The organism is Pseudomonas sp. GR 6-02 (assembly GCF_001655615.1).
GTDB lineage: Bacteria > Pseudomonadota > Gammaproteobacteria > Pseudomonadales > Pseudomonadaceae > Aquipseudomonas.
The window spans coordinates 4,184,421-4,210,758 of sequence record NZ_CP011567.1; the positions used below are offsets into that span (position 1 = coordinate 4,184,421).

The window sequence follows — 26,338 nt, forward strand, 5'->3', positions numbered from 1 at the left end:
ACAGGTATAGACCAAGCGAGGAGCTTCATCGACCGGACTTGCCCGCGAAGAGGCCGGATCTGCCAACACATCTCTGACAGGACACAATGAATCCCCTCACCCCAAAGCTGGCCCCATTCCTACATGTCAGCTAGCATCGCACTTTTGCCAGGACTGCCGACCATGAAGATCGTCTCCTTCAACATCAACGGGCTGCGCGCTCGCCCGCATCAGCTGGCGGCGCTGATCGAAAAGCATCAGCCGGACGTGATCGGGTTGCAGGAAACCAAGGTCCACGACGACCAGTTTCCCCTGGCCGAGGTGCAGGCGCTGGGGTATCACGTGTATTTCCACGGCCAGAAGAGTCACTACGGCGTGGCCCTGCTCTCGCGCCAGGAGCCGATTGCGCTGCACAAAGGTTTCGCCACTGATGAAGAAGACGCTCAACGGCGCTTTATCTGGGGCACGTTCGCCGACGCCAATGGCGTGCCGGTGACCATCATGAACGGCTATTTCCCACAGGGCGAAAGCCGCGATCACCCCACCAAGTTCCCGGCCAAGGAACGTTTCTACAGCGATTTGCAGCAATTGCTGGAAAGCCAGTTCAGCAACGACCAGCCGATCGTAGTGATGGGCGATGTGAACATTTCCCCGGAAGACTGCGACATCGGCATTGGCCCGGATAACATGAAACGCTGGCTGAAAACCGGCAAATGCAGCTTCCTGCCCGAAGAACGCGAATGGATGGCACGCCTGAAGAACTGGGGTCTGGTGGACAGTTTCCGTCACCTGAACCCGGAGGTTGCCGACCGTTTCAGCTGGTTCGACTACCGCAGCCGCGGTTTTGAAGATGAGCCCAAGCGTGGGCTGCGGATTGACCTGATCATGGCGTCCAACGGGTTGTTGCCTCGGGTCAAGGACGCAGGCGTGGATTACGAACTGCGCGCAATGGAAAAGCCTTCCGATCACGCGCCGATCTGGCTTGAGTTGAGCTGATAACGTTTTGCTGATCGTTCCCACGCTCCGCGTGGGAATAATCACTGTCATCGTTCAGAAACCTTACTGACTTATTCTCCCGGCACTTTCTTTGGCTTATTAAGGTGCCGGCATGTCCCTGCGCGTGTTGTTCCTGCTGCTCGGCGCCGTGCTGCCGTTGACAGTATCGGCCGGCGATCTGCCGACGCCCGAACGCGGCCCGGTGCTGCGCATCCAGGGTTCCAACACCATTGGCGCGGCGTTGGGGCCGGCGCTGGTCGAGGGGTTGATGCATGAACAGGGCCTGCTCAAGGTGCACCGCGAAGCCCCGGACAAAGCCAACGAACAACGCATCGTCGGAGAAACCGCTCAGGGCCGCCGAGTGGAGGTGGAAGTCGCGGCCCACGGTTCCAGCACCGGATTCAAAGCCCTGAAAATCGCCTCCGCCGATCTTGCGGCCTCGTCACGGCCGATCAAGGACAGCGAACGACTGGATCTCGAACCGCTGGGCGACCTGAAAAGCCCGGTTGCCGAACAAGTCATCGCCATCGACGGGCTGGCCATCATCCTTCATCCGCACAATCCGCTGAAGCAGCTCAACACCGAGCAACTGGCGCGAATTTTCAGCGGCGAAACGAAAACCTGGGAAGAGCTCGGCGGCACCGGTGGGACGATTCATCTCTACGCGCGGGATGACCAATCGGGCACCTACGACACGTTCAAGGAGTTGGTCCTCAGCCCGCGTGGGAAAATGCTGAGCGGCAACGCGAAACGCTTCGAATCCAGTGAGCAATTGTCCGACGCGGTGAGTCTGGACCCGCAAGCCATCGGCTTCATCGGTTTGCCTTATGTGCGCCAGGCCAAGGCCGTGGCCATTGTCGATGGCGACTCCCAGGCCATGCTGCCGCTCAATAGCCTGATCACGACGGAAGATTACCCGCTGTCCCGTCGGCTGTTCTTTTACCTGCCGCCGAACGGGAAAAATCCCTGGGCCAAGGCGCTGGTGAAGTTCGCCCAGAGCAGCAATGGCCAGGCGATTGTTGCGGCCAATGGTTTTATCGCGCAAACCGTTCAGGCCATGGCCGTCACACCGAATGCGCTGATGCCCGAGGGTTATCAGGCACTCAGTCGGCATGCCCAGCGGCTGACGGTGAATTTTCGTTTCGAAGAAGGCAGCGCGACGCTGGACAACAAGGCCCGCCAGGACCTGTCGCGGGTGCTCGACTATATAAGGCAGCACGACAAAGCCAATCGGCAGGTGACGCTGGTAGGGTTTGGCGATGCCAAGAGCGACCCCGCGCGGGCCGACCTGCTGTCGAAACTGCGGGCCATGGCGGTGCGGCGAGAACTGGTGAAAAGCGGCGTGGTGTTTCGCGAGATTCGCGGTTTTGGCGCCGAGATGCCGGTGGCGGCCAACAGCGGGGATGAAGGGCGGATCAAGAATCGGCGGGTTGAGGTTTGGGTGTATTGAAGTAAGCACCAAACATTGTGGCTTGGGGGCCTACTGTGGCGAGGGGGCTTGCCCCCGTTGGACCGCGAAGCGGGCCTCAAACCGGCCACCGCATTTTTCCTGGAAAGACGCGGTGTACAATTTACGACTGCTGCGCAGCCGAACGGGGGCAAGCCCCCTCGCCACAGGTCTCAGTGCCCGCTGCGCATCATTTCCTTAGGCACGTACTTGCCGATCTCGAACTTGCCAATCGCCGCGCGGTGCACTTCGTCCGGGCCGTCGGCCAGGCGCAGGGTGCGTTGCATGGCATACATGTAGGCCAGCGGGAAATCGTTGGACACCCCTGCCCCGCCATGGATCTGGATCGCCCGGTCGATCACCCGCAACGCCACGTTCGGTGCAACCACTTTGATCTGCGCGATCTCGCTCTTCGCCACTTTGTTGCCGACGGTGTCCATCATGTACGCCGCTTTCAACGTCAGCAGTCGCGCCATGTCGATCTCCATCCGCGAGTCGGCGATTTTGTCGATGTTGCCGCCCAGACGCGCCAAGGGTTTGCCAAACGCGGTGCGGTTGACCGCCCGTTTGCACATCAGCTCCAGCGCACGTTCAGCCATGCCGATCGAACGCATGCAGTGGTGAATCCGGCCCGGGCCGAGGCGACCCTGGGCGATTTCGAAGCCGCGTCCTTCGCCCAACAGGACGTTTTCGTACGGCACCCGGACGTTCTCGAATAGCACTTCGGCGTGGCCGTGAGGCGCGTCGTCGTAACCGAACACCGGCAGCGGACGCACAATCTTCACGCCCGGCGTATCCACCGGCACCAGAATCATCGAGTGCTGAGCGTGGCGTGGTGCATCCGGATTGCTCAGGCCCATGAAGATCAGGATCTTGCAGCGCGGATCGCAGGCCCCTGAAGTCCACCATTTCTTGCCGTTGATCACCCACTCATCGCCATCACGCACGGCACGGGCAGCCATGTTGGTGGCGTCGGACGAGGCCACGTCCGGCTCGGTCATGGCGAACGCCGAGCGGATCTCGCCGCGCAACAGCGGTTCGAGCCAGCGTTGCTTCTGCTCTTCGTTGGCGTAACGCACCAGCACTTCCATGTTGCCGGTGTCGGGCGCCGAGCAGTTGAACGGCTCAGGGCCCAGCAATGAGCGACCCATGATTTCCGCCAATGGCGCGTATTCGAGGTTGGTCAGGCCGGCACCCAGTTCAGACTCAGGCAGAAACAAATTCCACAGGCCTTCGGCCTTGGCCTTGAGTTTGAGTTCTTCCATGATCGCCGTCGGCTGCCAGCGATCGCCCTCGGCGACCTGGCGTTCGAACACCGCTTCGGCGGGATAAACGTAGGTGTCCATGAACGCAGTCACGCGCTCACGCAGTTCCTGGACCTTGGGCGAATAAGCGAAATCCATGGCAGCTCTACCTTTTAATCAGGGGTTCAGAGGAGTTGTTCAGGTCATGCAATCGATGCTAGAACAGCTACGAAAATTTACCTAACCTATTCTCGGCGTGTATTAACATTCATCACCGATATATGATCGGCTGATTGCCAAGGCCCTCGGGTCCGATCAAGACGCCCCTGATAACAAGAGTGCAGCGCATGAATCTGAGCAAGGTCGACCTCAACCTTTTCATCGTCTTCGACGCGATCTACACCGAAGCCAACCTGACCCGCGCCGGGCAGATCGTCGGCATTACTCAACCGGCGGTGTCGAACGCTCTGGCCCGCCTGCGCGAAACCTTCAACGACCCGCTTTTCGTGCGCACCGCCCAGGGCATGGTGCCCACACCGATGGCGCAGAACATCATCGGCCCCGTGCGTAACGCCCTCTCCCTGCTGCGGGTGTCGGTGCAGGAAAGCCGCATCTTCAACCCGTTGCAGGCGGTCAAGACCTACCGCATCAGCATGACCGACCTCACCGAAGCGGTGATCCTCCCACCATTGTTCCAGCGCCTGCGCCGCCTGGCGCCGACGGTGATCATCGAAAGTTTCCTGTCCAAACGCCGCGAAACCACCAAGGAACTGGCGGCCGGGCGCCTGGATTTCGCGGTGGATGCGCCGCTCAACACCGACCCGCAGGTGCGCCACGTCAAGTTGATGGAAGACCGTTATGTGTGCGCCATGCGCAAGGGCCATCCGCTGGCGGGCAAAGAGAAATTCACCCTCGACGATTACCTGTCCCTGACCCACATCCATATCTCCAGCCGCCGCAGCGGCCTGGGCTATGTCGACCTGGCCCTGGGCAAAATGGGCATCCAGCGCAAGATCGCCCTGCGCTCCCAGCATTACCTGATGGCGTCCCAGGTGTTACAGCAGACCGACATGGTCATGACCGTGCCTGAACGCTTCGCCCGTCGCCATGATTTGTACTCGGTGAACCTGCCGGTCAAAGAAGTTCCGCCGGTGGAAACCCACCTCTACTGGCACGAAAGCACCGACCAGGACCCGGCCAACCGCTGGATGCGCGAGCAGATGATCGAGTTGTGCCAGCAGGTCACGGCGCACGAGAAGAAGCTGGATACGGTGTAGGACGTTAATCCGCGTCATCGTTCTTCGCGGGCAAGCCTCGCTCCTACAAGGTTAGCGTCGAACCACGATTAAATGATCGACACCAAACCTGTAGGAGCGAGGCTTGCCCGCGAAGAGGCCCGTCACTACACAGACAATTCATGCCCCTTGACGTAAACGTCAACCTGACATTAGCTTAGCGCCATGACCTTTTTCGAGCGCTTCCATGAGCAGCCAGACCTATAGCATTTCCGACCTCGCCCGCGAGCTCGACATCACCACCCGGGCCATTCGCTTCTATGAAGAGCAAGGCCTGCTCAGCCCCGAGCGTCGCGGTCAGGAACGCATTTATTCGCCCCGTGACAAGGTCAGTCTGAAGCTGATCCTGCGGGGCAAGCGCATTGGTTTTTCCCTGGCCGAATGCCGCGAGCTGATCGAGCTCTATGACCCCTCCAGCGGTAACACCAAGCAATTGCACAGCATGCTGGCGAAAATTGCCGAGCGTCGGGAACAACTCGAGCAGCAACTGCTGGACATCGAACAGATGAAGCTGGAACTCGACACAGCCGAGGAGCGCTGCACCCAGGCGCTGGAGCAAACGATCAAGAGCCAGCAGCTCGTGTAGGAGCTGAGCTTGCTCGCGAAAGCGGTATGTCCTTCAACATGGATGTCGACTGACCTGACGCTTTCGCGAGCAAGCTCAGCTCCTACAGGGCTCTGTGAACATTCATACAATCTCAACAGGTCGATTCCCATGTCCCTCCCCACCCACGTACGCCTGGTCGAAGTCGGCCCCCGCGACGGTCTGCAAAACGAAGCCCAACCCATCAGCGTCGCGGACAAGGTGCAACTGGTCGATGCGCTCACCGCCGCTGGCCTCGGCTATATAGAAGTCGGCAGTTTCGTCTCGCCCAAATGGGTGCCGCAAATGGCCGGTTCCGCCGAGGTCTTCGCGCAGATCCAGCGCAAACCAGGGGTGACCTATGGCGCCCTCGCCCCCAACCTGCGGGGCTTTGAAGACGCTATCGCCGCCGGGGTCAAGGAAGTCGCAGTGTTCGCCGCAGCGTCCGAAGCGTTCTCCCAGCGTAATATCAATTGCTCGATCAGCGAGAGCCTGGAGCGCTTCGTGCCGATCATGGACGCCGCCAAACAACACGGCGTCAGCGTGCGCGGTTACGTGTCCTGTGTGCTGGGCTGCCCTTATGAGGGTGATGTCAAGCCTGCACAAGTCGCCCGGGTCGCTCGCGAGCTCTATGCGATGGGCTGCTACGAGGTTTCGCTGGGAGACACCATCGGCACCGGCACCGCTGGCGCGACCCGCAAGATGTTTGAAGTGGTTTCGGCCGACGTGCCACGGAAAAAACTGGCCGGGCACTTCCACGACACCTATGGCCAGGCCATGGCCAATATCTACGCCAGCCTGCTGGAAGGCATTTCGGTATTCGACAGCTCCATTGCCGGCCTTGGCGGCTGCCCGTACGCCAAGGGCGCCAGCGGTAACGTCGCCACCGAAGACGTGGTTTACCTGCTCAACGGCCTGGGCATCGAGACCGGGATCGACCTGGACGCCTTGATTCGCGCCGGCCAGCAGATTTGCGCGGTGCTGGGGCGCCCTACCGGTTCTCGCGTGGCCAAGGCTCGCAGCGCACAGTGACAGTGTGGATGTGTCCGGGTGTTACCGCGTGTTCTGGCACGTGGGGCGGAAACGAGTAACACGGAAACAAATTGTCAGGTTTGGTACGGGTGAAAAATCTCACAAAAAATCAAATCATTGATTTTAAAGGACTTTTCAAAGTTGGCATGGCTTCTGCTATCTCTATGGCATAACAAGAATAAAAAGCTGCAAACCAATAAAAATAAGACGTAACGACTCTGACATAACAAGAACAACACGGCAGAGACGCAGCTAACAGATTTTTTTGGAGAAGGTGTGCTTTTCAGGGTGCTTTTCGGAGTAACCCGCAACCGGGCAGAGAACAATAAAACTACCTTCAGGTAGCTCCCGAACTGGTTGGATCGCTTGGCGAAAAAGTAGATCAGCGCTCAAAAAAATACGTTTGCTCTTGATCCCGGATGGGGATCGACAAAAACAGCGGTAAAGGGCCACGGTTGCCAAAAACAACAACAGACCGCCCCTCAATAATAAAAAAAGAGCACGTAACGACAAAATTAAAGGGGAGCTTCGGCTCCCCTTTGTGCTTTCTTGTCTTTCTATTTTTCTCGACCCACATGTGGAAGCAGGCTCGCCCCCACACTGGTTATGTGTCAGGCGTTTTTGCTGCGCAGCTCCTCGATGCTGATCTCGCGCATCCGAAACTTCTGGATCTTGCCGGTCACGGTCATCGGAAACTCCTCGACGAACTTGAAGTAACGCGGCGTCTTGAAGTGCGCGATACGCTCCTTGCACCAGGCTTGCAGTTCCTGCTCGGTAGCGCTGTGGCCGGGATGGAATTTGATCCAGGCGACAATCTCTTCGCCATACCGGGAGCAAGGAATGCCGATCACCTGCACATCGGCAACCGCCGGGTGGGTGAAGAAGAACTCTTCAAGTTCGCGCGGGTAAATATTCTCACCGCCGCGAATGATCATGTCCTTGTTACGCCCGGCGATGCACACGTGGCCTTCGTCGTTCATGCTCGCCAGATCGCCGGTGTGCATCCAGCCAGCGTCATCGATAGCCTCGGCGGTGGCTTGCGGGTTCTTCCAGTAGCCGAGCATCACGCTGTAACCCCGAGTGCACAGCTCGCCAATGGTGCCGCGTGGCACCAGATTGCCCGCCTCGTCGATGATCTTGCTTTCCAGTTGCGGCTGGGTGCGGCCGACCGTGGTGACGCGCAATTCCAGGTCGTCCGACGGACCGGTCTGCAAAGACACGGGGCTGGTTTCCGTCATGCCGTAGGCAATCTGCACTTCGCTCATGTGCATTTCGCCGATAACCCGACGCATCACCTCGATCGGACACGTCGCCCCGGCCATGATCCCGGTGCGCAGGCTCGACAAATCAAATTCGGCGCGCTTGGGCTGATCGAGCATGGCGATGAACATGGTCGGCACGCCATAAAGCGCGGTGGCTTTTTCTTCGGCGACGGTGGTCAGGGTCAACAGCGGATCGAAGGCATCGTTGGGGTAAATCATGGTGCTGCCGTGGGTGACGCAGCCGAGGTTGCCCATGACCATGCCGAAGCAGTGATACAGCGGCACCGGAATCACCAGCCGATCACGGGCAGTCAGGCCGAGGCTTTCGCCGACCATGTAACCGTTGTTGAGAATGTTGTAGTGGCTGAGGGTCGCGCCCTTGGGGAAACCGGTGGTGCCGGAGGTGTACTGGATGTTCACCGCCTGGTCGAAATGCAGGCTGTCCTGGCGTTCGTGCAATGGCTCGATCGACACACTGGCTGCCAGATCGGCCAATTGCGACCACGGCAGGAAACCCGAGGGTGGCTGCGCATCCAGGCTGATGACCCCACGCAGTTCCGGCAGGCGTTCGCTCTGCAAGCGGCCGATGGATTGCTCCGCCAATTCCGGCACCAACCCTTGCAGCATGCCGTGATAGTCGGAGGTCTTGAAGGCCCCGGCGCAAACCAGCCATTGGCAGCCGGATTGCTTCAATACGTATTCGAGTTCCGAACTGCGATAAGCCGGGTTGATGTTGACCAGGATCACGCCGATTTTCGCACTGGCGAACTGGCTGATGCACCACTGGGCGCAGTTCGGGGCCCAGATACCGAGCCGGTCACCGGTTTGCAAACCCAGCGCCAGGAATGCTCTGGCGTGCAGATCAACAGCATCCGACAGCTGCTGCCAGGTGTAACGCAGCTGTTGGTGGCGCACGACCAGCGCCTCCCCGTTCGGGTATTGCGCGACGGTGTTATCAAACGCCTGGCCGATGGTCATCGCCAGCAAGGCTTTGTCCTGGGAACCACGGGTATAGCTGCGCTGCGGGCTTGCACTGGGTTGATCCATGACGACCCCTATTGTCTTTATTGTAGGAGCGAGGCTTGTGTGGCAAGCCACATAAGGCGACGCAGGTCTTTCAGAACTGGCTCTACTCTCGCTCAAGTTGACGTTAACGTAAAGGGTGATTGACAGCCATTCGTCACAGGCTTACGTTAACGTAAAGGTGAGAGCTGAATCACTGCCCTCCCCACCCTACAAAAAAGCCAAAAGGTGCCCCATGAGCTACCCATCCCTGAACTTTGCCCTCGGTGAAACCATCGACATGCTGCGCGATCAGGTTCAGTCCTTCGTCGCCAAAGAGATCGCCCCGCGCGCCGCTCAGATCGACATCGACAACCTGTTCCCGGCTGACCTGTGGCGCAAATTCGGCGACATGGGCCTGCTGGGCATCACCGTGCCGGAAGAGTACGGCGGCGCGGGCCTGGGTTACCTGGCGCACGTGGTCGCCATGGAAGAAATCAGCCGCGGTTCGGCCTCGGTCGCCCTGTCCTACGGCGCGCACTCCAACCTCTGCGTCAACCAGATCAACCGCAACGGCACTCACGAACAGAAAAGCAAATACCTGCCGAAACTGATCAGCGGCGAACACATCGGTGCCCTGGCCATGAGCGAGCCGAACGCCGGTTCCGACGTGGTCTCGATGAAGCTGCGCGCCGACAAACGCGGCGATCACTACGTACTCAACGGCAGCAAGACCTGGATCACCAACGGTCCTGACGCCAACACCTACGTGATCTACGCCAAGACCGACCTGGAAAAAGGCCCGCATGGCATCACCGCGTTCATCGTCGAGCGCGACTGGAAAGGTTTCAGCCGCAGCAACAAATTCGACAAGCTCGGCATGCGTGGCTCGAACACCTGCGAGCTGTTCTTCGATGACGTCGAAGTGCCGGAAGAAAACATCCTCGGCGTACTCAATGGCGGCGTGAAAGTGCTGATGAGCGGCCTCGACTACGAGCGCGTGGTGCTTTCCGGTGGCCCGACCGGGATCATGCAGGCCTGCATGGACCTGATCGTGCCGTACATCCATGACCGCAAACAGTTCGGCCAGAGCATCGGCGAATTCCAGCTGATCCAGGGCAAAGTCGCCGACATGTACACCCAACTCAATGCCAGCCGCGCTTACCTGTATGCCGTGGCGCAGGCCTGCGAACGTGGCGAAACCACTCGCAAGGACGCTGCCGGGGTGATCCTCTACAGTGCCGAGCGCGCCACGCAAATGGCCCTCGACGCGATCCAGATTCTCGGCGGTAACGGCTACATCAACGAATTCCCGGCCGGTCGTCTGCTGCGTGACGCCAAGCTGTATGAAATCGGCGCCGGCACCAGTGAGATCCGTCGCATGCTGATCGGTCGCGAACTGTTCAACGAAACCCGCTAAACGGAGCTGTCCATGGCTATCCTGCATACCCAGCTCAACCCCCGTTCGGCGGAGTTCGCGGCTAACAGCGCGGCGATGCTCAAACAGGTCGACGCCCTGCACAGCCTGCTCGCGCAAGTGCAGCAAGGTGGTGGCCCGAAGGCGCAAGAACGTCACACCTCGCGGGGCAAACTGCTGCCCCGTGAGCGGATCAATCGCCTGCTCGATCCGGGTTCGCCGTTTCTCGAGATCAGCCAACTGGCGGCCTACGCGGTGTACGGCGAAGACGTTCCCGCCGCTGGCGTGATTGCCGGGATCGGCCGGGTGGAAGGCGTCGAATGCATGATCGTCGCCAACGATGCCACCGTGAAAGGTGGCTCGTACTACCCGCTGACCGTTAAAAAACACCTACGCGCACAGACCATCGCCCAGCAGAATCGCCTGCCGTGCATTTATCTGGTGGACTCCGGTGGAGCCAACCTGCCGCGCCAGGATGAAGTGTTCCCGGACCGCGAACACTTCGGGCGGATCTTCTTCAACCAGGCCAACATGAGCGCCATGGGCATTCCGCAAATTGCGGTGGTCATGGGCTCTTGCACCGCCGGGGGCGCCTACGTTCCGGCGATGGCCGACGAGGCGATCATGGTTCGTCAGCAGGCCACCATCTTCCTCGCTGGCCCACCGCTGGTGAAAGCCGCGACCGGTGAAGTGGTCAGCGCCGAAGACCTCGGCGGGGCCGATGTGCACTGCAAGATTTCCGGGGTCGCCGACCACTACGCCGAAAGCGATGAACATGCCCTGGCATTGGCCCGGCGCAGCGTGGCCAACCTCAACTGGCGCAAGCTCGGCGAACTGCAACAACGTACGCCGATCGCGCCGCTGTATAGCAGCGACGAGTTGTACGGCGTGGTCTCGGCCGACGCCAAGCAACCGTTCGATGTGCGCGAAGTGATCTCACGACTGGTGGACGGCTCGGCGTTCGATGAGTTCAAGGCGCTGTTCGGGACGACTTTGGTGTGCGGCTTCGCCCACCTGCACGGCTACCCGATCGCGATCCTCGCCAACAACGGCATCCTCTTCGCCGAGGCCGCACAGAAAGGCGCGCATTTCATCGAACTGGCCTGCCAGCGCGGCATTCCGTTGCTGTTCCTGCAGAACATCACCGGGTTCATGGTCGGCCAGAAATACGAGGCCGGCGGCATCGCCAAGCACGGCGCGAAATTGGTGACCGCCGTGGCTTGTGCCAAGGTGCCGAAATTCACCGTGATCATCGGCGGCAGCTTCGGCGCCGGTAACTACGGCATGTGTGGCCGGGCCTACGATCCACGCTTCCTGTGGATGTGGCCGAACGCGCGAATCGGCGTGATGGGCGCCGAACAGGCGGCGGGTGTGCTGGTGCAGGTCAAGCGCGAGCAAACCGAGCGCAGCGGGCATCGTTTCAGCGCCGAGCAGGAAGCCGAGATCAAGCAACCGATCCTCGATCAGTACGAAGAACAGGGGCACCCCTACTACTCCAGCGCCCGGCTGTGGGACGACGGCGTCATTGACCCGGCGCAGACCCGCGACGTGTTGGCCCTGGCCTTGTCGGCGTCGCTGAACGCACCCATCGAACCGAGCCGCTTCGGCGTGTTCCGGATGTGATCTGGAGAAAACCATGAGCGACTTCAATACCCTTGAGCTGCAGACCGATCCCCGTGGTTTTGCCACCCTGTGGCTCAGCCGAGAAGAAAAGAACAACGCGTTCAACGCCGAAATGATCCGCGAACTGATCCTCGCGCTGGATAAAGTGTCGAGCGATGCCAGCCTGCGTTTTCTGCTGATCCGTGGGCGCGGCAAGCATTTCAGCGCCGGTGCCGATCTGGCCTGGATGCAGCAATCGGCCGAACTCGATTACCACACCAACCTTGATGACGCCCGGGAACTGGCGGAGTTGATGTACAACCTCGCCAAACTGAAAGTCCCGACGCTGGCCGTGGTGCAGGGCGCGGCGTTTGGCGGCGCGCTGGGCCTGATCAGTTGCTGCGACATGGCGATTGGCGCCGACGACGCGCAGTTCTGCCTGTCGGAAGTGCGCATCGGCCTGGCGCCAGCGGTCATCAGCCCGTTCGTGGTGCAAGCCATCGGCGAACGCGCGGCGCGGCGTTATGCCTTGACTGCCGAACGTTTCGGCGGGCAACGGGCTCGGGAAATCGGCCTGTTGTCAGAGAGCTATCCGATGGCTGAGCTGGAGCAGAAAGTCGATCACTGGATCGACAATCTACTGCTCAACAGCCCGGCAGCCATGCGCGCCAGCAAGGATCTGCTGCGTGAAGTCGGCAACGGCGCGCTGACTCCGGCGCTGCGCCGCTACACCGAGAATGCCATCGCCCGAATTCGCGTCAGCCCGGAAGGCCAGGAAGGCCTGCGCGCCTTCCTGCAAAAACGTTCGCCCACCTGGCAAGCCGAAATCACCCTCAAGGAGCCGCGTTGATGAGCGCACCTGTTCTCACCACCCTGCTGGTGGCCAACCGTGGCGAAATCGCCTGCCGGGTGATGCGCACCGCCAAGGCTCTGGGCCTGACCACTGTGGCCGTGCACAGCGCCACCGACCGTGACGCCCGGCACAGCCGCGAAGCGGATATCCGCGTCGACCTGGGCGGCAGCAAAGCCGCCGACAGTTACCTGCAAATCGACAAACTGATCGCCGCCGCGAAAGCCAGCGGTGCTCAGGCAATTCATCCCGGTTATGGTTTTCTCTCGGAAAACGCCGGGTTCGCCCGGGCGATCGAGGCGGCGGGCCTGATTTTCCTCGGCCCGCCCGCCTCGGCCATCGACGCCATGGGCAGCAAGTCTGCGGCCAAAGCCTTGATGGAAACCGCCGGTGTGCCGCTGGTGCCCGGCTATCACGGCGAAGCCCAAGACCTCGACACCTTCCGCGATGCCTGCGAACGCATCGGTTATCCGGTGTTGCTCAAGGCCACGGCGGGCGGCGGCGGTAAGGGCATGAAAGTGGTCGAGGACGTCAGCCAACTGGCCGAAGCCCTGGCCTCGGCGCAGCGTGAAGCACAATCGTCGTTCGGCGATTCGCGGATGTTGGTCGAGAAATACCTGCTCAAGCCACGTCACGTGGAAATCCAGGTGTTCGCCGACCAGCATGGCAATTGTCTGTACCTCAACGAGCGTGACTGCTCGATTCAGCGTCGTCATCAGAAAGTCGTCGAAGAAGCACCCGCTCCAGGCCTGACCCCGCAATTGCGTCGGGCCATGGGCGAAGCCGCCGTACGCTCGGCTCAAGCGATCGGCTATGTGGGCGCCGGCACCGTGGAGTTTTTGCTGGATGCGCGCGGTGAGTTCTTCTTCATGGAAATGAACACGCGCCTGCAAGTCGAACACCCGGTGACCGAGGCCATTACCGGCCTCGACCTGGTGGCCTGGCAAATTCGTGTAGCCCGCGGCGAAGCGCTGCCGATGACACAGGATCAGGTGCCGCTGATCGGCCATGCGATCGAAGTGCGGTTGTACGCCGAAGACCCGGGCAACGATTTTCTGCCGGCCACCGGGCGCCTGGCGTTGTACCGCGAATCCGCCGAAGGGCCGGGGCGTCGTGTGGACAGTGGCGTCGAAGAAGGCGACGAGATTTCGCCGTTCTACGACCCGATGCTTGGCAAGCTGATTGCCTGGGGCGAAGACCGTGAACAGGCGCGGCTGCGATTGCTGAGCATGCTCGAGGAGTTTGCCATTGGCGGGCTGAAGACCAACATCAACTTCCTGCACCGGATCATCGGCCACCCGGCGTTTGCCGCCGCCGAACTGGATACCGGGTTCATTCCGCGTTATCAGGAGCAACTGCTGCCAGCACCTTCGCCGCTCAGTGATGAGTTCTGGCAAGCGGCGGCCCAGGCGTTTGCGCAAAGTCAGCCGGCTGTTTTGCGCGCCGATGATCCGAGTTCGCCGTGGGCCTTCAACAATGGTTTCCGTGCCGGGTTGCCGACAGAAATCACCCTGCATTTGAGTTGCGAAGGGCAAGACCGGGCGCTGACCCTGGGCGATGCCGCCGCGCATACCGCACGGCTCAAGGGTGAATACCTGCTGACCGAGCACAGCGGTTTGCGCCGCCAGCACCGGGCCATCCGCCGTGGCGATGCGCTGTATCTGCAATGGGACGGCGAGCTGCGCCGCATCGAGTCGTATGACCCGATCGGCGCCGTCGAAGCCAGTCACAGCCATCAAGGCGGGCTTACCGCGCCCATGAACGGCAGCATCGTGCGGGTGTTGGTGGAGGCCGGGCAAACGGTCGAAGCCGGGGCGCAACTGGTGGTGCTGGAAGCGATGAAGATGGAGCACAGCATTCGCGCGCCCCACACCGGGGTAATCAAGGCGTTGTATTGCCAGGAAGGCGAAATGGTCAGCGAAGGCAGTGCGTTGGTGGAGTTGGAGCAAGCGTGAAATGAAGATCGGTCCTACGCGTTGCGAGGACCGATCCGATTAGAATTTGGCAGTCGCCTGAACCACCACGCCGATGATTCGGCATTCCTCGGTGTAAAGGGCTTTCGGATACGTCGGATTGAGCGGGACCAGGTAACGCTGCCCGCCCTCTTCGATCAGTTTGCGAAAGACCGCCTCGGCGCTGCCGGGCCATTGGGCGATCACCAGTTTGCCAGGCTCCGGCACGATCGCCGGGTCGACCAGAATCAGCATGCCCTCGGCAATGCTCGCTCCCGTAGGGGCGGTCATCGCGTCGCCGACCACCACCAGCCAGAACGCCGCGCCCTGTGCGTGGTAATCGGACAGCTCGAAACGTGGCTTGCTGACAGCCAGCGAAGTACCGTAGGTCGATAGCTCGCCGTCGCGCACCTCCCCGGTTTCCCGCCAGTCACTGACCGGGTAGCGAAAGTACGGGTTGTACTTTTGCGCCAGGGAGATCTCCTCATCCTCTGAGGGCAGCGGCTCCCTGATCACCATCGCCACTTCCAGATAGTCCATGCCGAGCGCCCGCAAGACACGATTCATCTCTGCGATGCCGGGCTGACGACGTTTATTGAGCCAGTGGCCGACGCCACCCTGGGACATCCCGATGCGCTCGGCGAGTATTTCCTGAGTGACTTTGAGTTCACTCATTTTGGCCTTGACCAATTCAATCCATTTATCCATGTGCGGCACGATACGTGGGGTACTCCGACCATCAAAACACAAATTGTAGTATTAAAACTGAAGACACAAATACAGTAAGTACTAAGCTGGGCTCACGGATTTGAATTTCTCACGGAGCTCGCCATCGTCATGACCATCCCCAGCAATACCTTGCCCGATATGCAAATCGACACCAGCCTCACCTCGCCAAAAGGCTCTGCCGCGGCGCAGCGCGCACTGGACTATTACTTGAAACCAGCTGTGTCAGAAGTAGCCAGCGAAGAACGTTTCTTTGATGTGAACCGTAACATCAGCAGCGAAGAGGCGCTGGTCCATGCTTCGGATCTGCTGCGGTGCGCCGTTGCCACCGCGCATGAGTCAGCCAACCAACTGCAGGGCGCAAGCCGGGATCTGGCGTTTTCGACGGTGCACATGATCGACATGGCCAAGGCGATGGTCGAACGGGCCCTGGAGGGCAATCAGAACAATTGAGGCGGGAGCGCATTGGAGGAGGACAGGAAAATTTTTCCAATCGCGCAGGTAGAAACATTTGACTTGCAAATGATAATGATTATTATTGCATCAACTGGTCGCGAGATCAGTCGATAGGCCAAGAGACCTTAGGTCGGACTCCTGGACTATCTCCTCATCAGGCTAATCACGGTTTTTGACCCGGCTTTTTGCCGGGTCTTTTTTTTGCCAGTCAGGCTGGCTTTGGCTTCAGGCTAATGAAGTCTGTAGGTGCTGCAAAATTCGATTGGCGCGGATGATATCAAAAGAATATCTACTGCCAAGAGAAGCCCGGCAGCACTGGGCCAAACTAACGAAAAATAGCACTTGAGAATCAATTGCGCAGTCTCTAAGCTGCATCGGCGTCAAGGAGGACGCCCCCCCTTTTACCCCCCCGTAATTTCCCCCCGGTTTCTCCCCCTCTTGCGTGTAAAGTAGCAGCCATAAAAATCGTATTCAGGAAATGATTATGGCCGGGGCTAAATCTTCTTTCGACATCAGCGCTAACTTCGACAGCGGCAACATTGATGTGCTGGACATCAGCAATCCTCTGCAAGCATTGCTGGCCATCAGGCCAGACACTCGCAGCCAGCATTTCCAGTGGTTCCATTTCAAGGCCAGCGGCCTGCATGTGGGTCAGGAGCATTGGTTTCGTCTGAACAACGCCAGCAAATCCTCATACAACAAGGCCTGGGATGGTTATCAGGCGGTGGCGTCCTACGACCACGTCAACTGGTTCCGGGTGCCGACCATCTTCGAAGGCGACTGCCTGCGTTTCAGCCTTGAAGCCACTGCCACCCATGCCTGGTTCGCCTACTTCGAACCCTACAGCCGTGGCCGTCACGACTGGCTGATCGAACAGGCACTGACCAAGGCCGGCACCGAACTGTTGGCCACCGGCAAGAGCGTTGAAGGTCGTGACATCCAGTTGTTGCGCAAAGGAACTGGCGGCGAAGGCCAGCGCAAGGTCTGGATCATTGCCCAGCAACACCCCGGCGAACACATGGCCGAATGGTTCATGGAAGGCGTGATCGAACGCCTGGAAAAACATGACGACCCGGTGCTGAATAAGCTCCTGGCCAGCGCCGACCTGTACCTGGTGCCGAACATGAACCCGGACGGCGCCTTCCACGGTCATTTGCGCACCAATGCCATGGGCCAGGACCTGAATCGCGCCTGGCAGAACGCCAGCCAGGAAATCAGCCCGGAAGTGCTGTTCGTTCAGCAGCAAATGGAAAAATACGGCGTCGACCTGTTCCTCGACATCCATGGCGATGAAGAAATTCCCTACGTGTTCACCGCCGGTTGCGAAGGCAACCCCGGCTATACACCGCGGATCGAAAAACTCGAAGAGCGCTTCCGCAGCCATCTGAAGCACCTGACCAAGGACTTTCAGACCAAACACGGCTACACCCGCGACGAACCGGGCAAAGCCAACATGACCCTGGCCTGCAACAGCGTCGGTCAGAAGTTCGACTGCCTGTCCTTTACCATTGAAATGCCCTTCAAGGACAACAACGACGCGCCGAATGCGCTGACCGGCTGGTCTGGTAAGCGTTCGAAGCAGTTGGGCAAGGATGTGCTGACGACCATTGCCGACATGGTCGATACCTTGCGCTGATCACCCTTGGACAAAAGATCGCAGCCTTCGCAGCTCCTGCAAGGCTGCGATTTTTTGATGTTTTACTCAGCCGGGATCCGCACACAATCCTGGGGCCCCAACAGCCGCCCATCCTCGGCGCGCAATTCCAGCGGCCGCACCGGTCGACCGTTCTCACGATCGACAACCTGCGAATGCGCCTCCCCCGCCTCATAGAAAAACGCCTCGCCCCACTGCCGCAACCCGATGATTAACGGGAACAAGCCCTGGCCCTTCTCCGTCAGCACATATTCCTGATACGCGCTGCCATCCGACGCCGGCACCAGATCGAAAATCCCGTGGGCCACCAATGTGCGCAGGCGTGCCGAAAGAATGTTCTTGGCCATGCCGAGATTGCGCTGGAACTCACCGAAGCGTCGCAGGCCATCGAACGCATCGCGCACGATCAATAGCGACCACCAATCCCCAATCGCATCCAGTGAACGAGCGACCGGGCATTCGGCGCCTTCCATGCTTGTACGTTTAACCATGACCGCGTCCGCCGGCAACCAATGTGGTTGCAATATAAAACCAGAATCCTTACCGTACAACTGGTTTTATATTGCAACCACACAAGGAAGCCTGTGATGAAACCTGACCACCCGTTAAGCGGCGCCGTGGTGCTGCTGTTTGCCGTCGCCTGCGGCCTGGCCGTCGGCAATGTGTATTACGCACAACCATTGCTCGATGCCATGGCCGAAGCCTTCGCCATGGACCCGGCAACCATCGGTATCATCATCACCCTCACTCAGATCGGTTATGGCGTGGGCCTGTTGTTGCTGGTCCCTCTGGGGGATCTGCTCAACCGCCGCCGATTGATCGTCTTGCAAACCCTGCTGTCGGCACTGGCCTTGTTGATGATTGCGTTAGCCCCGAGCAGCACCTGGCTGTTGCTCGGCATGGCGCTGACCGGGTTACTGGCGGTCGTTACGCAAGTCCTGGTGGCCTACGCCGCGACGCTGGCCATCCCGGCGCAACATGGACGTGTGGTAGGCGTGATCACCAGCGGCATTGTCGTCGGCATTCTATTGGCACGAACGGTGGCCGGCGGCATGGCCGACCTGGCTGGTTGGCGTTCGATTTATCTGCTGTCCGCCGGGTTGACCCTGGTGATGGCGCTGCTGTTGTTTCGTGTGCTGCCCAGGCACGAAGACGCGCGACCGGATAGCGCTTACGGCGCGTTGATCGGCTCAGTCTTCACGTTGTTCAAGGAAGAACCCGTGTTGCGTCAACGGGCCATCCTTGCCCTGCTGACGTTCGCCAGTGCCATGGTGCTGTGGACCCCTTTGGTATTGCCGTTGAGCGCCCCGCCGCTTTCACTGTCCCACACCGAAATCGGACTGTTCGGGCTGGCCGGGGCTGCCGGCGCACTGGCCGCTGCTCGCGCCGGGCATCTGGCCGATCGTGGCCTGGGTCAATGGACCAGCGGACTGTCGTTGTTGCTGATGCTCGCCTCATGGCTGCCCATCGCCCTCACTCAATCCTCGCTGTGGGCGCTGCTGCTCGGGGTGATTACGCTGGATCTGGGTTTGCAGGCCGTCCATGTCACCAGCCAGAGCATGATCTACAGCGTGCGCCCCGAAGCGCAAAGCCGACTCACCGCCGGCTACATGCTGTTCTATTCGATCGGCAGCGCCTTGGGCTCTATCGGTTCGACGGCGATGTATGCCTGGGGCGGCTGGATCGCGGTGTGCTGGCTGGGTGCGGGCATCAGCGCCGTAGCGTTGATCTATTGGTGGCTGACGCTCGCCGCCAAAACACCCAACACCTGTGGCAAGCCCCCTCGCCACAGTTATCGGCAGTCCCCCCGACTCATCCACGGTCCCTGCCCCGCAACATGCTGTCCAGCACCTCATCGCGGCGCACCCAACCGTGAAACAACGCCGCCGCCAGGTGCAGCAGCACGGTCAGGAACAATAGATACGCCAGATACCTATGTGCCTTGCGCAGGAATGCAAACACCTGCGTATTCGCCGGCAGGATCGACGGCAGTTGCAACGAGCTGCTGAGCATCACCGGATCGCCAGCCGCCGATATCATCGCCCAGCCCAGCAGCGGCAAAATCAGCATCAAGGCGTACAGCAAGACATGCGAAGCCTTCGCCGCGAGCACTTGCCAACCCGGCAAGTCCGCCGGCAGCGGTGGTTGCCGGGTCGAAAAACGCACGGCCAGACGCACGACCACCAACAGCAGAATGGCGATGCCCAACGGTTTGTGCAGGTGGATCAGCCACTCGTGACGCTCGGACACCGAGGCCACCATGCCGGCGCCGATGAACAGCATCGCGATGATCATCAGCGCCATCAGCCAATGCAGCAGCCGCGCCAGGGGAGCGAAATGGTTCGGTTGAGCGCTCATTGATGAGCCTCCTGCTTGGCGTTGGGCAACTGATTCACTTCGCTGGTGCGACGCAGATAGGAATTGGCATAGCCCGCTGAACGAGCGGCGAGCAGCGGGTCGTCGGAGCCTTCGATACCGCTGGGCAATACCAGTGGGTCGTAGTTGATGTCACGGCACTCGCCATTGAGTTGTGGCTGGGTGCTTTCGAGCACCAGAGTGCCGGCGTTCACAACTTTTCGGTCGCCGGGCCAGGCCTTGCTCGCGTCGTTGACCGGGTCCCCAGGGTTCGCCAGGGTGATGTTCAACTGCCAACGCAGCGGTCCGGCGGACAAACGCTGAACCAGATCCTTCTCCAGAAAGTCAGCGCCCTCCGGTGCCGTCGCGCCCGCCGCATCCTGAGCAACCGGGGTCATGCTCCAACGCACCGCTTGCCGCTGCCCCGCTGCGTTCACCAGGTAAAACGCATTGACGCTGTTATACGTCTCGGTCGCATAACTGGCAGAAGGTTTGGCAGTCTTGATCCAGGCAAGAAACGGCGCGGCTTCCGGGTGAGAACCGAAGAACGCCGGCACTGCCGCAGGATTCGGTTTGCCGGTGGCCGGGTCCGGTGACTGCGCCTGTTGCAGCTGATAGAACGCCTCGGGCGTGCCCACCGGGAACACCGGCATGCTGTTCATCCCGGTGCGCCACTGCTGACCGTTGGCCTGGGTAAAGCGCAACGCCAGGCTGCGGATCGGCACGCTGTTGTCCGGTGCGTAAGGGTTGCCGGCAGGCAGCGCGAAACGCCCGACCACCGGGGTCCGCGCTTCATTGAACACTTGGGCGCTGGAATACTCGCGCACCTGGCCGCTACTCTCGAAATGCCCGATAACGCACACCCCTTTGGCGTGGTTACGACGGAACCCCGGGTGCACGCCGTTGTTTTTCTCCAGCACATTGATCAACGCTTTCGGCGTCAGGCGCTGTGGGTCGAGTGTGCCGTTGACGTAGGCAAAAGCCCCGGCCAGCGCGGCGACCACCACGGCAATGCCGGTCAGGCGCAACGTCAGGCTCGCGGTGCTCAGGGGCGGCCGAGACGGCCCTGTTGTAGATGAGCGATCAACCATGAAAGTCTCCGGGGCCATAGGCCACAGGGGGAAAGAGCTATGAGACGAACGTCACGTAGGATTATTCCCCCTGAACTGTAGTTTCTTTCAAAGCACCGCTAGCGACGAATCCTCAAGGTTGGTCAAACCGGGTTAAAACTCGGCTCACGCTTCTGCAAAAAAGCCTGCATACCTTCCTGTTGCCCCTGCGTGGCAAACAAACCATGAAACACTCTTCGCTCGAAAAGAAGGCCATCGCGCAATCCTGACTCCAGTGCCCGGTCCACTGCTTCTCGCGCAGCGAGTGTGGCGGTTTTGGCGAAACCGGCAATGATCTGCGCTGCGGCCAAGGATTGCTCCAGCAGATCGCTGGCAACGATGACCCGCGACACCAATCCTGCCCGCTCGGCCTCTTCGGCCGACATCGAGCGTCCGGTCAAAATCATGTCCATGGCCTTCGACTTGCCGATCAGGCGCGTGAGACGTTGGGTCCCGCCCATTCCAGGCATCACCCCCAACCTGATTTCCGGTTGTCCAAAACGAGCGTTATCGGCAGCAAAGATCAGATCGCACATCATGGCCAACTCACAGCCGCCACCGTATGCATAACCGGCAACAGCGGCCAGCTTGGGCGTACGCAACGCGGCAAAGGCTTCCCAATCGGCGAAATAATCCTCATGGACCATGTCCAGGTAAGATTTTCCGTACATCTCCTTGATGTCGGCACCCGCCGCAAAAAAATCCGCTGTCCCGGTGATCACGAAACAGCCGACTCCGGGGTCGCGGTCCAGCCGTTGCAAGGTGTCCAGCAGTTCGCGCATCAGGGCCGAACTCAAAGCATTCCTGGCCTGCGGCCGATTAAGACGAATCAATACGACTCGATCATGACGTTCGATCAATGTGTGCATGGTGATCTCATTAAATAGATGTGAAATGTTTGAATGAAAAAACGCTCTTGGCACACTTCAGGAATCCCAGATTGCGCCATACGCCGGAATGCCCCGCCCCTCCATTTCCTCAACCACTCGCTGGGTGAGCGTCTGGTTCGAAATGCAGATCACCGCCTCGGCACCGAACGAGCAAACCGCGTCATAAGCCAGTTGCACAAGGTCTGGCTTGCCGAGCACATCGGTGTCCCAGATCAAGGCATCAGGATTGGCCCGCAGGATCTCTTCCACCAGTTCGTCACCGTAGGTTTTTCGCGGGCTGCGGGTCGACCAGACCAGCCGTATCGGTACTTGCCTGGCCAACAAATGGGGCAACACCGGGCCGATGCCGCTGCCCGTGGCGATGTACACCACCGATTTGAACAGGGTTTCGATGTGCGCCACGCCAGCGGTGGTAATGCCTTTGACCCAGACATGCGTCGGCATTTGCTCGATGAACTCGCCGGTCCAATCACCTGCCCGGGAAATGATCAGGCGAAAACCCGCTTCACCCGGTGCGGGAATATTGGCAAAGGAATGCCACTCCATCAGCGGGTTGAGACTGATGGCGTTGGAGGAGCCGGCAAACGGCGTGACATGGTCAAAACGGGCTATTACCGCATGAGAAGAAGGCCTGATCAGTTGCACCGGCACTTTGCGCAGACGAAACCATGGCAAGGCGATGCTGAACGTCAGCACAATCAGCATCCAGAATGCCACCGACGTCGACAGCGCCTCGCTCACGGAGGCCTGCGGGTTCTGGTCCCGGGTAAACAGAACGCTCCATACCCAGAACAGGGCAAGTGCGGTCCACCCACCAAAGCGGTGCATTCGCTCGAAGCCGTTGTGAAAACGCCCGCGAATCCGCGGGTGAGCCATGACGGCCACCAGCAGCAAGATCCCCAGCAACCCGGCGCTCACCCCGAGCAGCGCCAGGGAAACGCCGCCCAAGCTTTCAGTCCAATGCCAGGCCAGGGAGCCGATCAACACCGCGAACCAGCCAATCGCCGCCAGCGCCCCGCCACTGTGCAAGCCGCCAAAGTGGTAAACCTTGGCCAGTGAGCGGCGTATCGCAAGCGGCCAGGAAGTGGGCGCCCGGGTTGCCAGCCAGAACAGCAGATTGATGATGTATTGCTGGCGAATCAAAATCGCCAGCGACAGATTCGCCACCACCAATCCCGACAGCGCCTCAAGGACTATCCCCGTGGATGTCCACCACTGCCCGGCGGTCAACCCATGCGCCAGTGCCGCGATATTGAATGCAAGCACCAGCGCTACGAGGCGGTTGTAATGCGAAAATATCGGCAACGTCCCCAATCGCCGCCACAGCACGCGCTTGACCGGCAGCGCGGTATCCGGATTCCCCCCCTTCATGCGCCCACCCCTTGCCGGGTCGTCGCGTCGGCCTGGTGCGTCATCGCCCACTCCAGCAGCAAGCGTTTGTCGACCTTGCCGCGTGAGGTCAGCGGAATGTGCTCCACGGCGAGGATCAGCGAAGGGACGCAATAGTAGGCAAGCCGCTCTTCACAGCGCCGTCTTGCATCATCGATGTCCGTGGTAACGGGATAGACGAAGGCCACCAGATGGCGACTGTCGAGTTTCAACGTGACCGCCCGCTCGCAGCGATCAGATGACTCCAGAGCCGCAGAAACAGAGTCGAGCTCCACCCGAAACCCTCTGACCTTGACCTGATCATCGACACGTCCCAGGTGTTCAAGTTCGCCGTTCACTGTCCAGCGCCCCAGATCACGTGTGCGAAACATCATCCGGCCCTGCCCCAGAAACGGATCGGGCCGATAGCGTTCGGCGGTCAGCGTCGGGTTACTCAAATAACCGGCGGTCACACAGTCGCCGCCAGCCCACATCTCACCTTGCTCACCCGCCTGACAGAGCTGGCCCGCCTCATCCAGCACGTACACCGTGTTGTTGGGCGTGGGTTTGCCGATCGTCAATGCACCTGCGCCCCTGTAATGCTGCATGGTGTTGACGATCGTGGTTTCGGTCGGGCCGCAGGCATTGTAAAAAGTGCAGAACGAGGACCAGCGATCAGCCAGGGGCTGAGGGCAAGGCTCCCCGGCAAGGGCCACGACCTTGACTTGCTGACAACGCAATGGATCGAGTGTGCCGAGTATCGAAGGTGTAGCGATCAGCACATCGCATTGTTCAGCAGTCTGGGCGATGTCCTTGCCACGGATCATCAAGGTCGCACCATGAGCCAGACACCCGAGTATTTCCCAGGCCGCCATGTCAAAGGCGATGTTAAGTATCTGTCCGACCTTGAGCCCAGGCCGCATGCCGAGATTGCCAGGGGCTGTCAGCAATATATTGCACACATTGCGGTGGGTCACCCGAACCCCATTGGGCAGGCCGGTGGTGCCGGAGGTAAACAGCACGAAACACAACCGGTCCGGGGTCGATGACAGCGAACAGGCCACATTCAGGTCATCAGCGGGTGTTGACGCAACCGCCATGAACTCATCGAGGCAAATGCAGTGTTGCTGCGACGTCAGGGGAATTCGCGACTCGAGGCTCGACAGTGTCAGCACCACCCGCGTCGAGGCCACGTCCATGATGTGGCGCAATTGCGCGGTGGGAGTAATCCCTACGTGCTGAGGGATGTAGGCAGCACCCACTTTCAATGCGGCCAACATTCCCGCCAGCATCGGGATCGAACGCTCCACAAACAAGGCCACGTGATCGCCCGGGGCGACGCCCTGCTGACGCAACAGCGTGGCCAGTCGGTTGGCCTGCCGGTTCAGTTCACCGTAGGTGATGGCTTCGCCCTCACAATGGGCGGCAATGTCCTGAGGTCTGGCGGCGGCTTGCGCCTCGATGGCGTGATGGATCAGAAGATACTCAGGCTCAACCGTCGGCCCACGACCGAACTGCGGCCACACGTCATGGGTGTTGTTGTCCGGAAGCAGCGAACACATCGATGCCGACTCAAGGGAAATTTTGCACTCTTGCATGTTAAAAATTCTCTTCAGGCTCAATATTTACGTTCAAGCACGGGTGGTTCTGCGCAGCCTGGTGAGAGGCTGGGCTGACTGCCTGAGCTTGCTGCATGGGTTGAGCCGCGAAGTTCGATGCCATTACATGGATTACAAACCCCTCAGAAATCTCCTACACAAATAAGTAATGGTTTTCCCCGACGAAGGAATAAACCACAGTGGCCGGCGTCCTTCTTGTCAGTGCCATTCATCACAGCCAGAGAACACGCCATTTCCATGAACAACATCGACGGACAATTGCGTGAAATCATTCCCAGGCTGCGGCGCTTCGCCGTATCGTTGACGCGCAACCCCAGCAGCGCCGACGATCTGGTGCAGGCAAGCCTGGAACGAGCGCTGTCGAATTGGAGCGCTAAACGTCCGGAGGGCGACCTGCGGGCCTGGCTGTTTTCGATTCTTTATCGGCAGTTTCTCGACGCCCACCGCCGCTCCCGGCGGTATGCGCGGATGCTCGAATTCTTTACCGGGCGCGACGATGCGCAGCCTTCGGTAGAACGCACGGTAATCGCCCAATCGACCCTGCAAGCCTTCGATCAGCTCAGCACCGAACAGCGCGCACTGCTGCTCTGGGTGTCGGTCGAAGGCATGAGTTACAAGGAGGTCGCCGAGATTCTCGACGTCCCCATCGGCACCGTGATGTCACGCCTGTCCCGCGCGCGTCAGGCCTTGCGCCAGCTCAGTGACGGCGAAATCACCCGCCCTTCCCTGCGGAGACTCAAATGATCAGCCTGCCTCCCAACGAGCGTGACCTGCACGCCTACGTCGATCACCAACTCAGCGATGCCGACCGACATCAAGTGGAAATTTATCTGGCCGGCAACGCCGAAGTGGCCGCACAAGTACGCGCCTGGCAGCAAGACGCCCAGCAATTGCGCGCAGCCCTGAGCGGCGCCTTGCAGCAACCGGCCAACCCGCAACTTGACCCGGCGCTGATTCGCCAGCGCCTCAAACGCCAGTCTCGCCGTCATCTGGCCAGTGCCGCGATGTTGTTGATTGCGGTCAGCGTCGGCGGATTGGGCGGTTGGCACGCGCGGGAGATGACTCTGGTCAGCCCCCCACTGCCGATGGCCGATGCGATGCAGGCCTACCGACTGATTGCTCAGCAAGGCATGCTGCCGGCGGATTACCAAGTCAGCGACGATGGCGATATGCAAGGCTGGCTCGACCGCTATTTCAGCCAGGCCCATCGCCTGCCGAACTTGGCGGGGGCAGGCTACAAACCGGTCAGCGGCCGTTTGCTCAGTACCGAACAAGGGCCGGCGGCGATGGTGGTTTACGAAGATCAGGGCGGCCACAAAGTCAGCTTCTACGTCCGGCCACCGGGGCCGAAAAACTTCCTCCTGCCCCGCGGCAGCCGCAGCGACGGCGAACTGCAGGCCGAGTATTGGTCGGATGCCGGGTACAACTACGCGATGGTCAGCCCGAGTGACACACCGGCGGCGCAGATACTCAAGCAGACACTGAAGTTCTGATCCGGGT

The 26,338-nt window shown here is 60.1% G+C and carries 22 protein-coding genes and 1 pseudogene; 14 read left to right on the forward strand and 9 right to left on the reverse strand.

All coding sequences use genetic code 11. The features are described from left to right. The first annotated feature begins 162 nt into the window (after window positions 1–162). Both xthA and PGR6_RS18415 read left to right on the forward strand, forming a co-directional pair. Window positions 163–975: an exodeoxyribonuclease III gene (gene xthA, locus PGR6_RS18410; RefSeq protein ID WP_018925465.1), complete on the forward strand. Its 813-nt coding sequence runs from the start codon at window positions 163–165 to the stop codon at window positions 973–975. A 112-nt stretch (window positions 976–1,087) separates the two neighbouring features. Then, the gene (locus PGR6_RS18415) at window positions 1,088–2,425 is read left to right on the forward strand and encodes a substrate-binding domain-containing protein (protein ID WP_064618836.1); all 1,338 of its coding nucleotides are present in this window, start codon (window positions 1,088–1,090) and stop codon (window positions 2,423–2,425) included. Window positions 2,426–2,595: 170 nt separating this feature from the next. Here the strand turns inward: PGR6_RS18415 and PGR6_RS18420 are convergent, their stop codons facing one another. Then, window positions 2,596–3,825, reverse strand: coding sequence for an acyl-CoA dehydrogenase (locus tag PGR6_RS18420; protein WP_008014296.1), 1,230 nt, complete (start codon window positions 3,823–3,825; stop codon window positions 2,596–2,598). A 188-nt stretch (window positions 3,826–4,013) separates the two neighbouring features. Here PGR6_RS18420 and PGR6_RS18425 point away from each other — a divergent pair, with 188 nt between their 5' ends. The 3 genes from PGR6_RS18425 (at window position 4,014) to PGR6_RS18435 (ending at window position 6,576) form a co-directional block, all read left to right on the forward strand. After that, complete coding sequence (locus tag PGR6_RS18425; RefSeq protein ID WP_018925462.1) at window positions 4,014–4,943, forward strand: LysR family transcriptional regulator; 930 nt, start codon at window positions 4,014–4,016, stop codon at window positions 4,941–4,943. 205 nt (window positions 4,944–5,148) lie between these two features. Beyond that, window positions 5,149–5,547, forward strand: a complete 399-nt coding sequence (locus tag PGR6_RS18430; protein ID WP_007904077.1) for a MerR family transcriptional regulator — start codon at window positions 5,149–5,151, stop codon at window positions 5,545–5,547. Window positions 5,548–5,676: 129 nt separating this feature from the next. After that, window positions 5,677–6,576: a hydroxymethylglutaryl-CoA lyase gene (locus PGR6_RS18435; protein ID WP_064618838.1), complete on the forward strand. Its 900-nt coding sequence runs from the start codon at window positions 5,677–5,679 to the stop codon at window positions 6,574–6,576. Between the two features lie 611 nt (window positions 6,577–7,187). Here the strand turns inward: PGR6_RS18435 and PGR6_RS18440 are convergent. After that, on the reverse strand, window positions 7,188–8,885 hold the full coding sequence (locus PGR6_RS18440; RefSeq protein ID WP_064618841.1) for an AMP-binding protein: 1,698 nt from the start codon (window positions 8,883–8,885) through the stop codon (window positions 7,188–7,190). 211 nt (window positions 8,886–9,096) lie between these two features. On the opposite strand from PGR6_RS18440, the gene PGR6_RS18445 reads away from it, so the two are divergent. Genes PGR6_RS18445 through PGR6_RS18460 form a run of 4 tightly spaced genes read left to right on the forward strand, consistent with a single transcriptional unit; the run spans window position 9,097 to window position 14,664 of the window. Then, complete coding sequence (locus PGR6_RS18445; protein WP_007940933.1) at window positions 9,097–10,260, forward strand: isovaleryl-CoA dehydrogenase; 1,164 nt, start codon at window positions 9,097–9,099, stop codon at window positions 10,258–10,260. A 12-nt stretch (window positions 10,261–10,272) separates the two neighbouring features. Further along, a complete protein-coding gene (locus tag PGR6_RS18450; RefSeq protein WP_064618843.1) occupies window positions 10,273–11,880 on the forward strand; it encodes a carboxyl transferase domain-containing protein in 1,608 nt (535 codons plus the stop codon). Between the two features lie 13 nt (window positions 11,881–11,893). Beyond that, window positions 11,894–12,709 (forward strand): gamma-carboxygeranoyl-CoA hydratase, encoded by an 816-nt coding sequence (locus PGR6_RS18455; protein ID WP_064618847.1) that lies wholly within the window; start codon window positions 11,894–11,896, stop codon window positions 12,707–12,709. After that, window positions 12,709–14,664, forward strand: a complete 1,956-nt coding sequence (locus tag PGR6_RS18460; protein ID WP_064618849.1) for an acetyl/propionyl/methylcrotonyl-CoA carboxylase subunit alpha — start codon at window positions 12,709–12,711, stop codon at window positions 14,662–14,664. The genes PGR6_RS18455 and PGR6_RS18460 overlap by 1 nt, the downstream gene beginning before the upstream one ends. A gap of 39 nt (window positions 14,665–14,703) precedes the next feature. Here the strand turns inward: PGR6_RS18460 and PGR6_RS18465 are convergent, their stop codons facing one another. Continuing rightward, on the reverse strand, window positions 14,704–15,369 hold the full coding sequence (locus PGR6_RS18465; protein ID WP_018925457.1) for a LexA family protein: 666 nt from the start codon (window positions 15,367–15,369) through the stop codon (window positions 14,704–14,706). Window positions 15,370–15,498: 129 nt separating this feature from the next. Between PGR6_RS18465 and PGR6_RS18470 the strand changes: the two genes are divergently transcribed. Then, window positions 15,499–15,840, forward strand: a complete 342-nt coding sequence (locus PGR6_RS18470) for a DUF6124 family protein (RefSeq protein ID WP_018925456.1) — start codon at window positions 15,499–15,501, stop codon at window positions 15,838–15,840. Window positions 15,841–16,327: 487 nt separating this feature from the next. Further along, window positions 16,328–17,479, forward strand: coding sequence for a M14 family metallopeptidase (locus PGR6_RS18475; RefSeq protein ID WP_018925455.1), 1,152 nt, complete (start codon window positions 16,328–16,330; stop codon window positions 17,477–17,479). 62 nt (window positions 17,480–17,541) lie between these two features. On the opposite strand, the gene PGR6_RS18480 is transcribed toward PGR6_RS18475, so the two are convergent. Continuing rightward, window positions 17,542–17,988 (reverse strand): winged helix-turn-helix transcriptional regulator, encoded by a 447-nt coding sequence (locus PGR6_RS18480; RefSeq protein ID WP_026286359.1) that lies wholly within the window; start codon window positions 17,986–17,988, stop codon window positions 17,542–17,544. Between the two features lie 96 nt (window positions 17,989–18,084). Here PGR6_RS18480 and PGR6_RS18485 point away from each other — a divergent pair. Further along, window positions 18,085–19,417, forward strand: a pseudogene (locus tag PGR6_RS18485) (MFS transporter). On the opposite strand, the gene PGR6_RS29590 reads toward PGR6_RS18485, so the two are convergent. The 5 genes from PGR6_RS29590 to PGR6_RS18510 form a co-directional block, all read right to left on the reverse strand. Beyond that, window positions 19,310–19,855: a cytochrome b gene (locus PGR6_RS29590; protein ID WP_082920883.1), complete on the reverse strand. Its 546-nt coding sequence runs from the start codon at window positions 19,853–19,855 to the stop codon at window positions 19,310–19,312. The pseudogene PGR6_RS18485 and the gene PGR6_RS29590 sit on opposite strands and share 108 nt — an antisense overlap. Continuing rightward, the gene (locus PGR6_RS18495; protein WP_064618855.1) at window positions 19,852–20,943 is read right to left on the reverse strand and encodes a catalase family peroxidase; all 1,092 of its coding nucleotides are present in this window, start codon (window positions 20,941–20,943) and stop codon (window positions 19,852–19,854) included. The genes PGR6_RS29590 and PGR6_RS18495 overlap by 4 nt, the downstream gene beginning before the upstream one ends. A 122-nt stretch (window positions 20,944–21,065) precedes the next feature. Continuing rightward, window positions 21,066–21,830 (reverse strand): enoyl-CoA hydratase-related protein, encoded by a 765-nt coding sequence (locus PGR6_RS18500; RefSeq protein ID WP_019648432.1) that lies wholly within the window; start codon window positions 21,828–21,830, stop codon window positions 21,066–21,068. A gap of 57 nt (window positions 21,831–21,887) precedes the next feature. Beyond that, on the reverse strand, window positions 21,888–23,222 hold the full coding sequence (locus PGR6_RS18505) for a hypothetical protein (protein ID WP_064618858.1): 1,335 nt from the start codon (window positions 23,220–23,222) through the stop codon (window positions 21,888–21,890). Continuing rightward, window positions 23,219–24,781, reverse strand: coding sequence for an amino acid adenylation domain-containing protein (locus PGR6_RS18510; protein ID WP_064618861.1), 1,563 nt, complete (start codon window positions 24,779–24,781; stop codon window positions 23,219–23,221). The genes PGR6_RS18505 and PGR6_RS18510 overlap by 4 nt, the downstream gene beginning before the upstream one ends. Window positions 24,782–25,075: 294 nt before the next feature. Here PGR6_RS18510 and PGR6_RS18515 point away from each other — a divergent pair, with 294 nt between their 5' ends. Together PGR6_RS18515 and PGR6_RS18520 are read left to right on the forward strand one after the other, a co-directional pair. Then, complete coding sequence (locus tag PGR6_RS18515; RefSeq protein WP_064618864.1) at window positions 25,076–25,582, forward strand: RNA polymerase sigma factor; 507 nt, start codon at window positions 25,076–25,078, stop codon at window positions 25,580–25,582. Continuing rightward, the gene (locus PGR6_RS18520; RefSeq protein WP_064618867.1) at window positions 25,579–26,331 is read left to right on the forward strand and encodes an anti-sigma factor family protein; all 753 of its coding nucleotides are present in this window, start codon (window positions 25,579–25,581) and stop codon (window positions 26,329–26,331) included. Before PGR6_RS18515 ends, PGR6_RS18520 begins: the two co-directional genes overlap by 4 nt. Window positions 26,332–26,338: the final 7 nt, after the last annotated feature.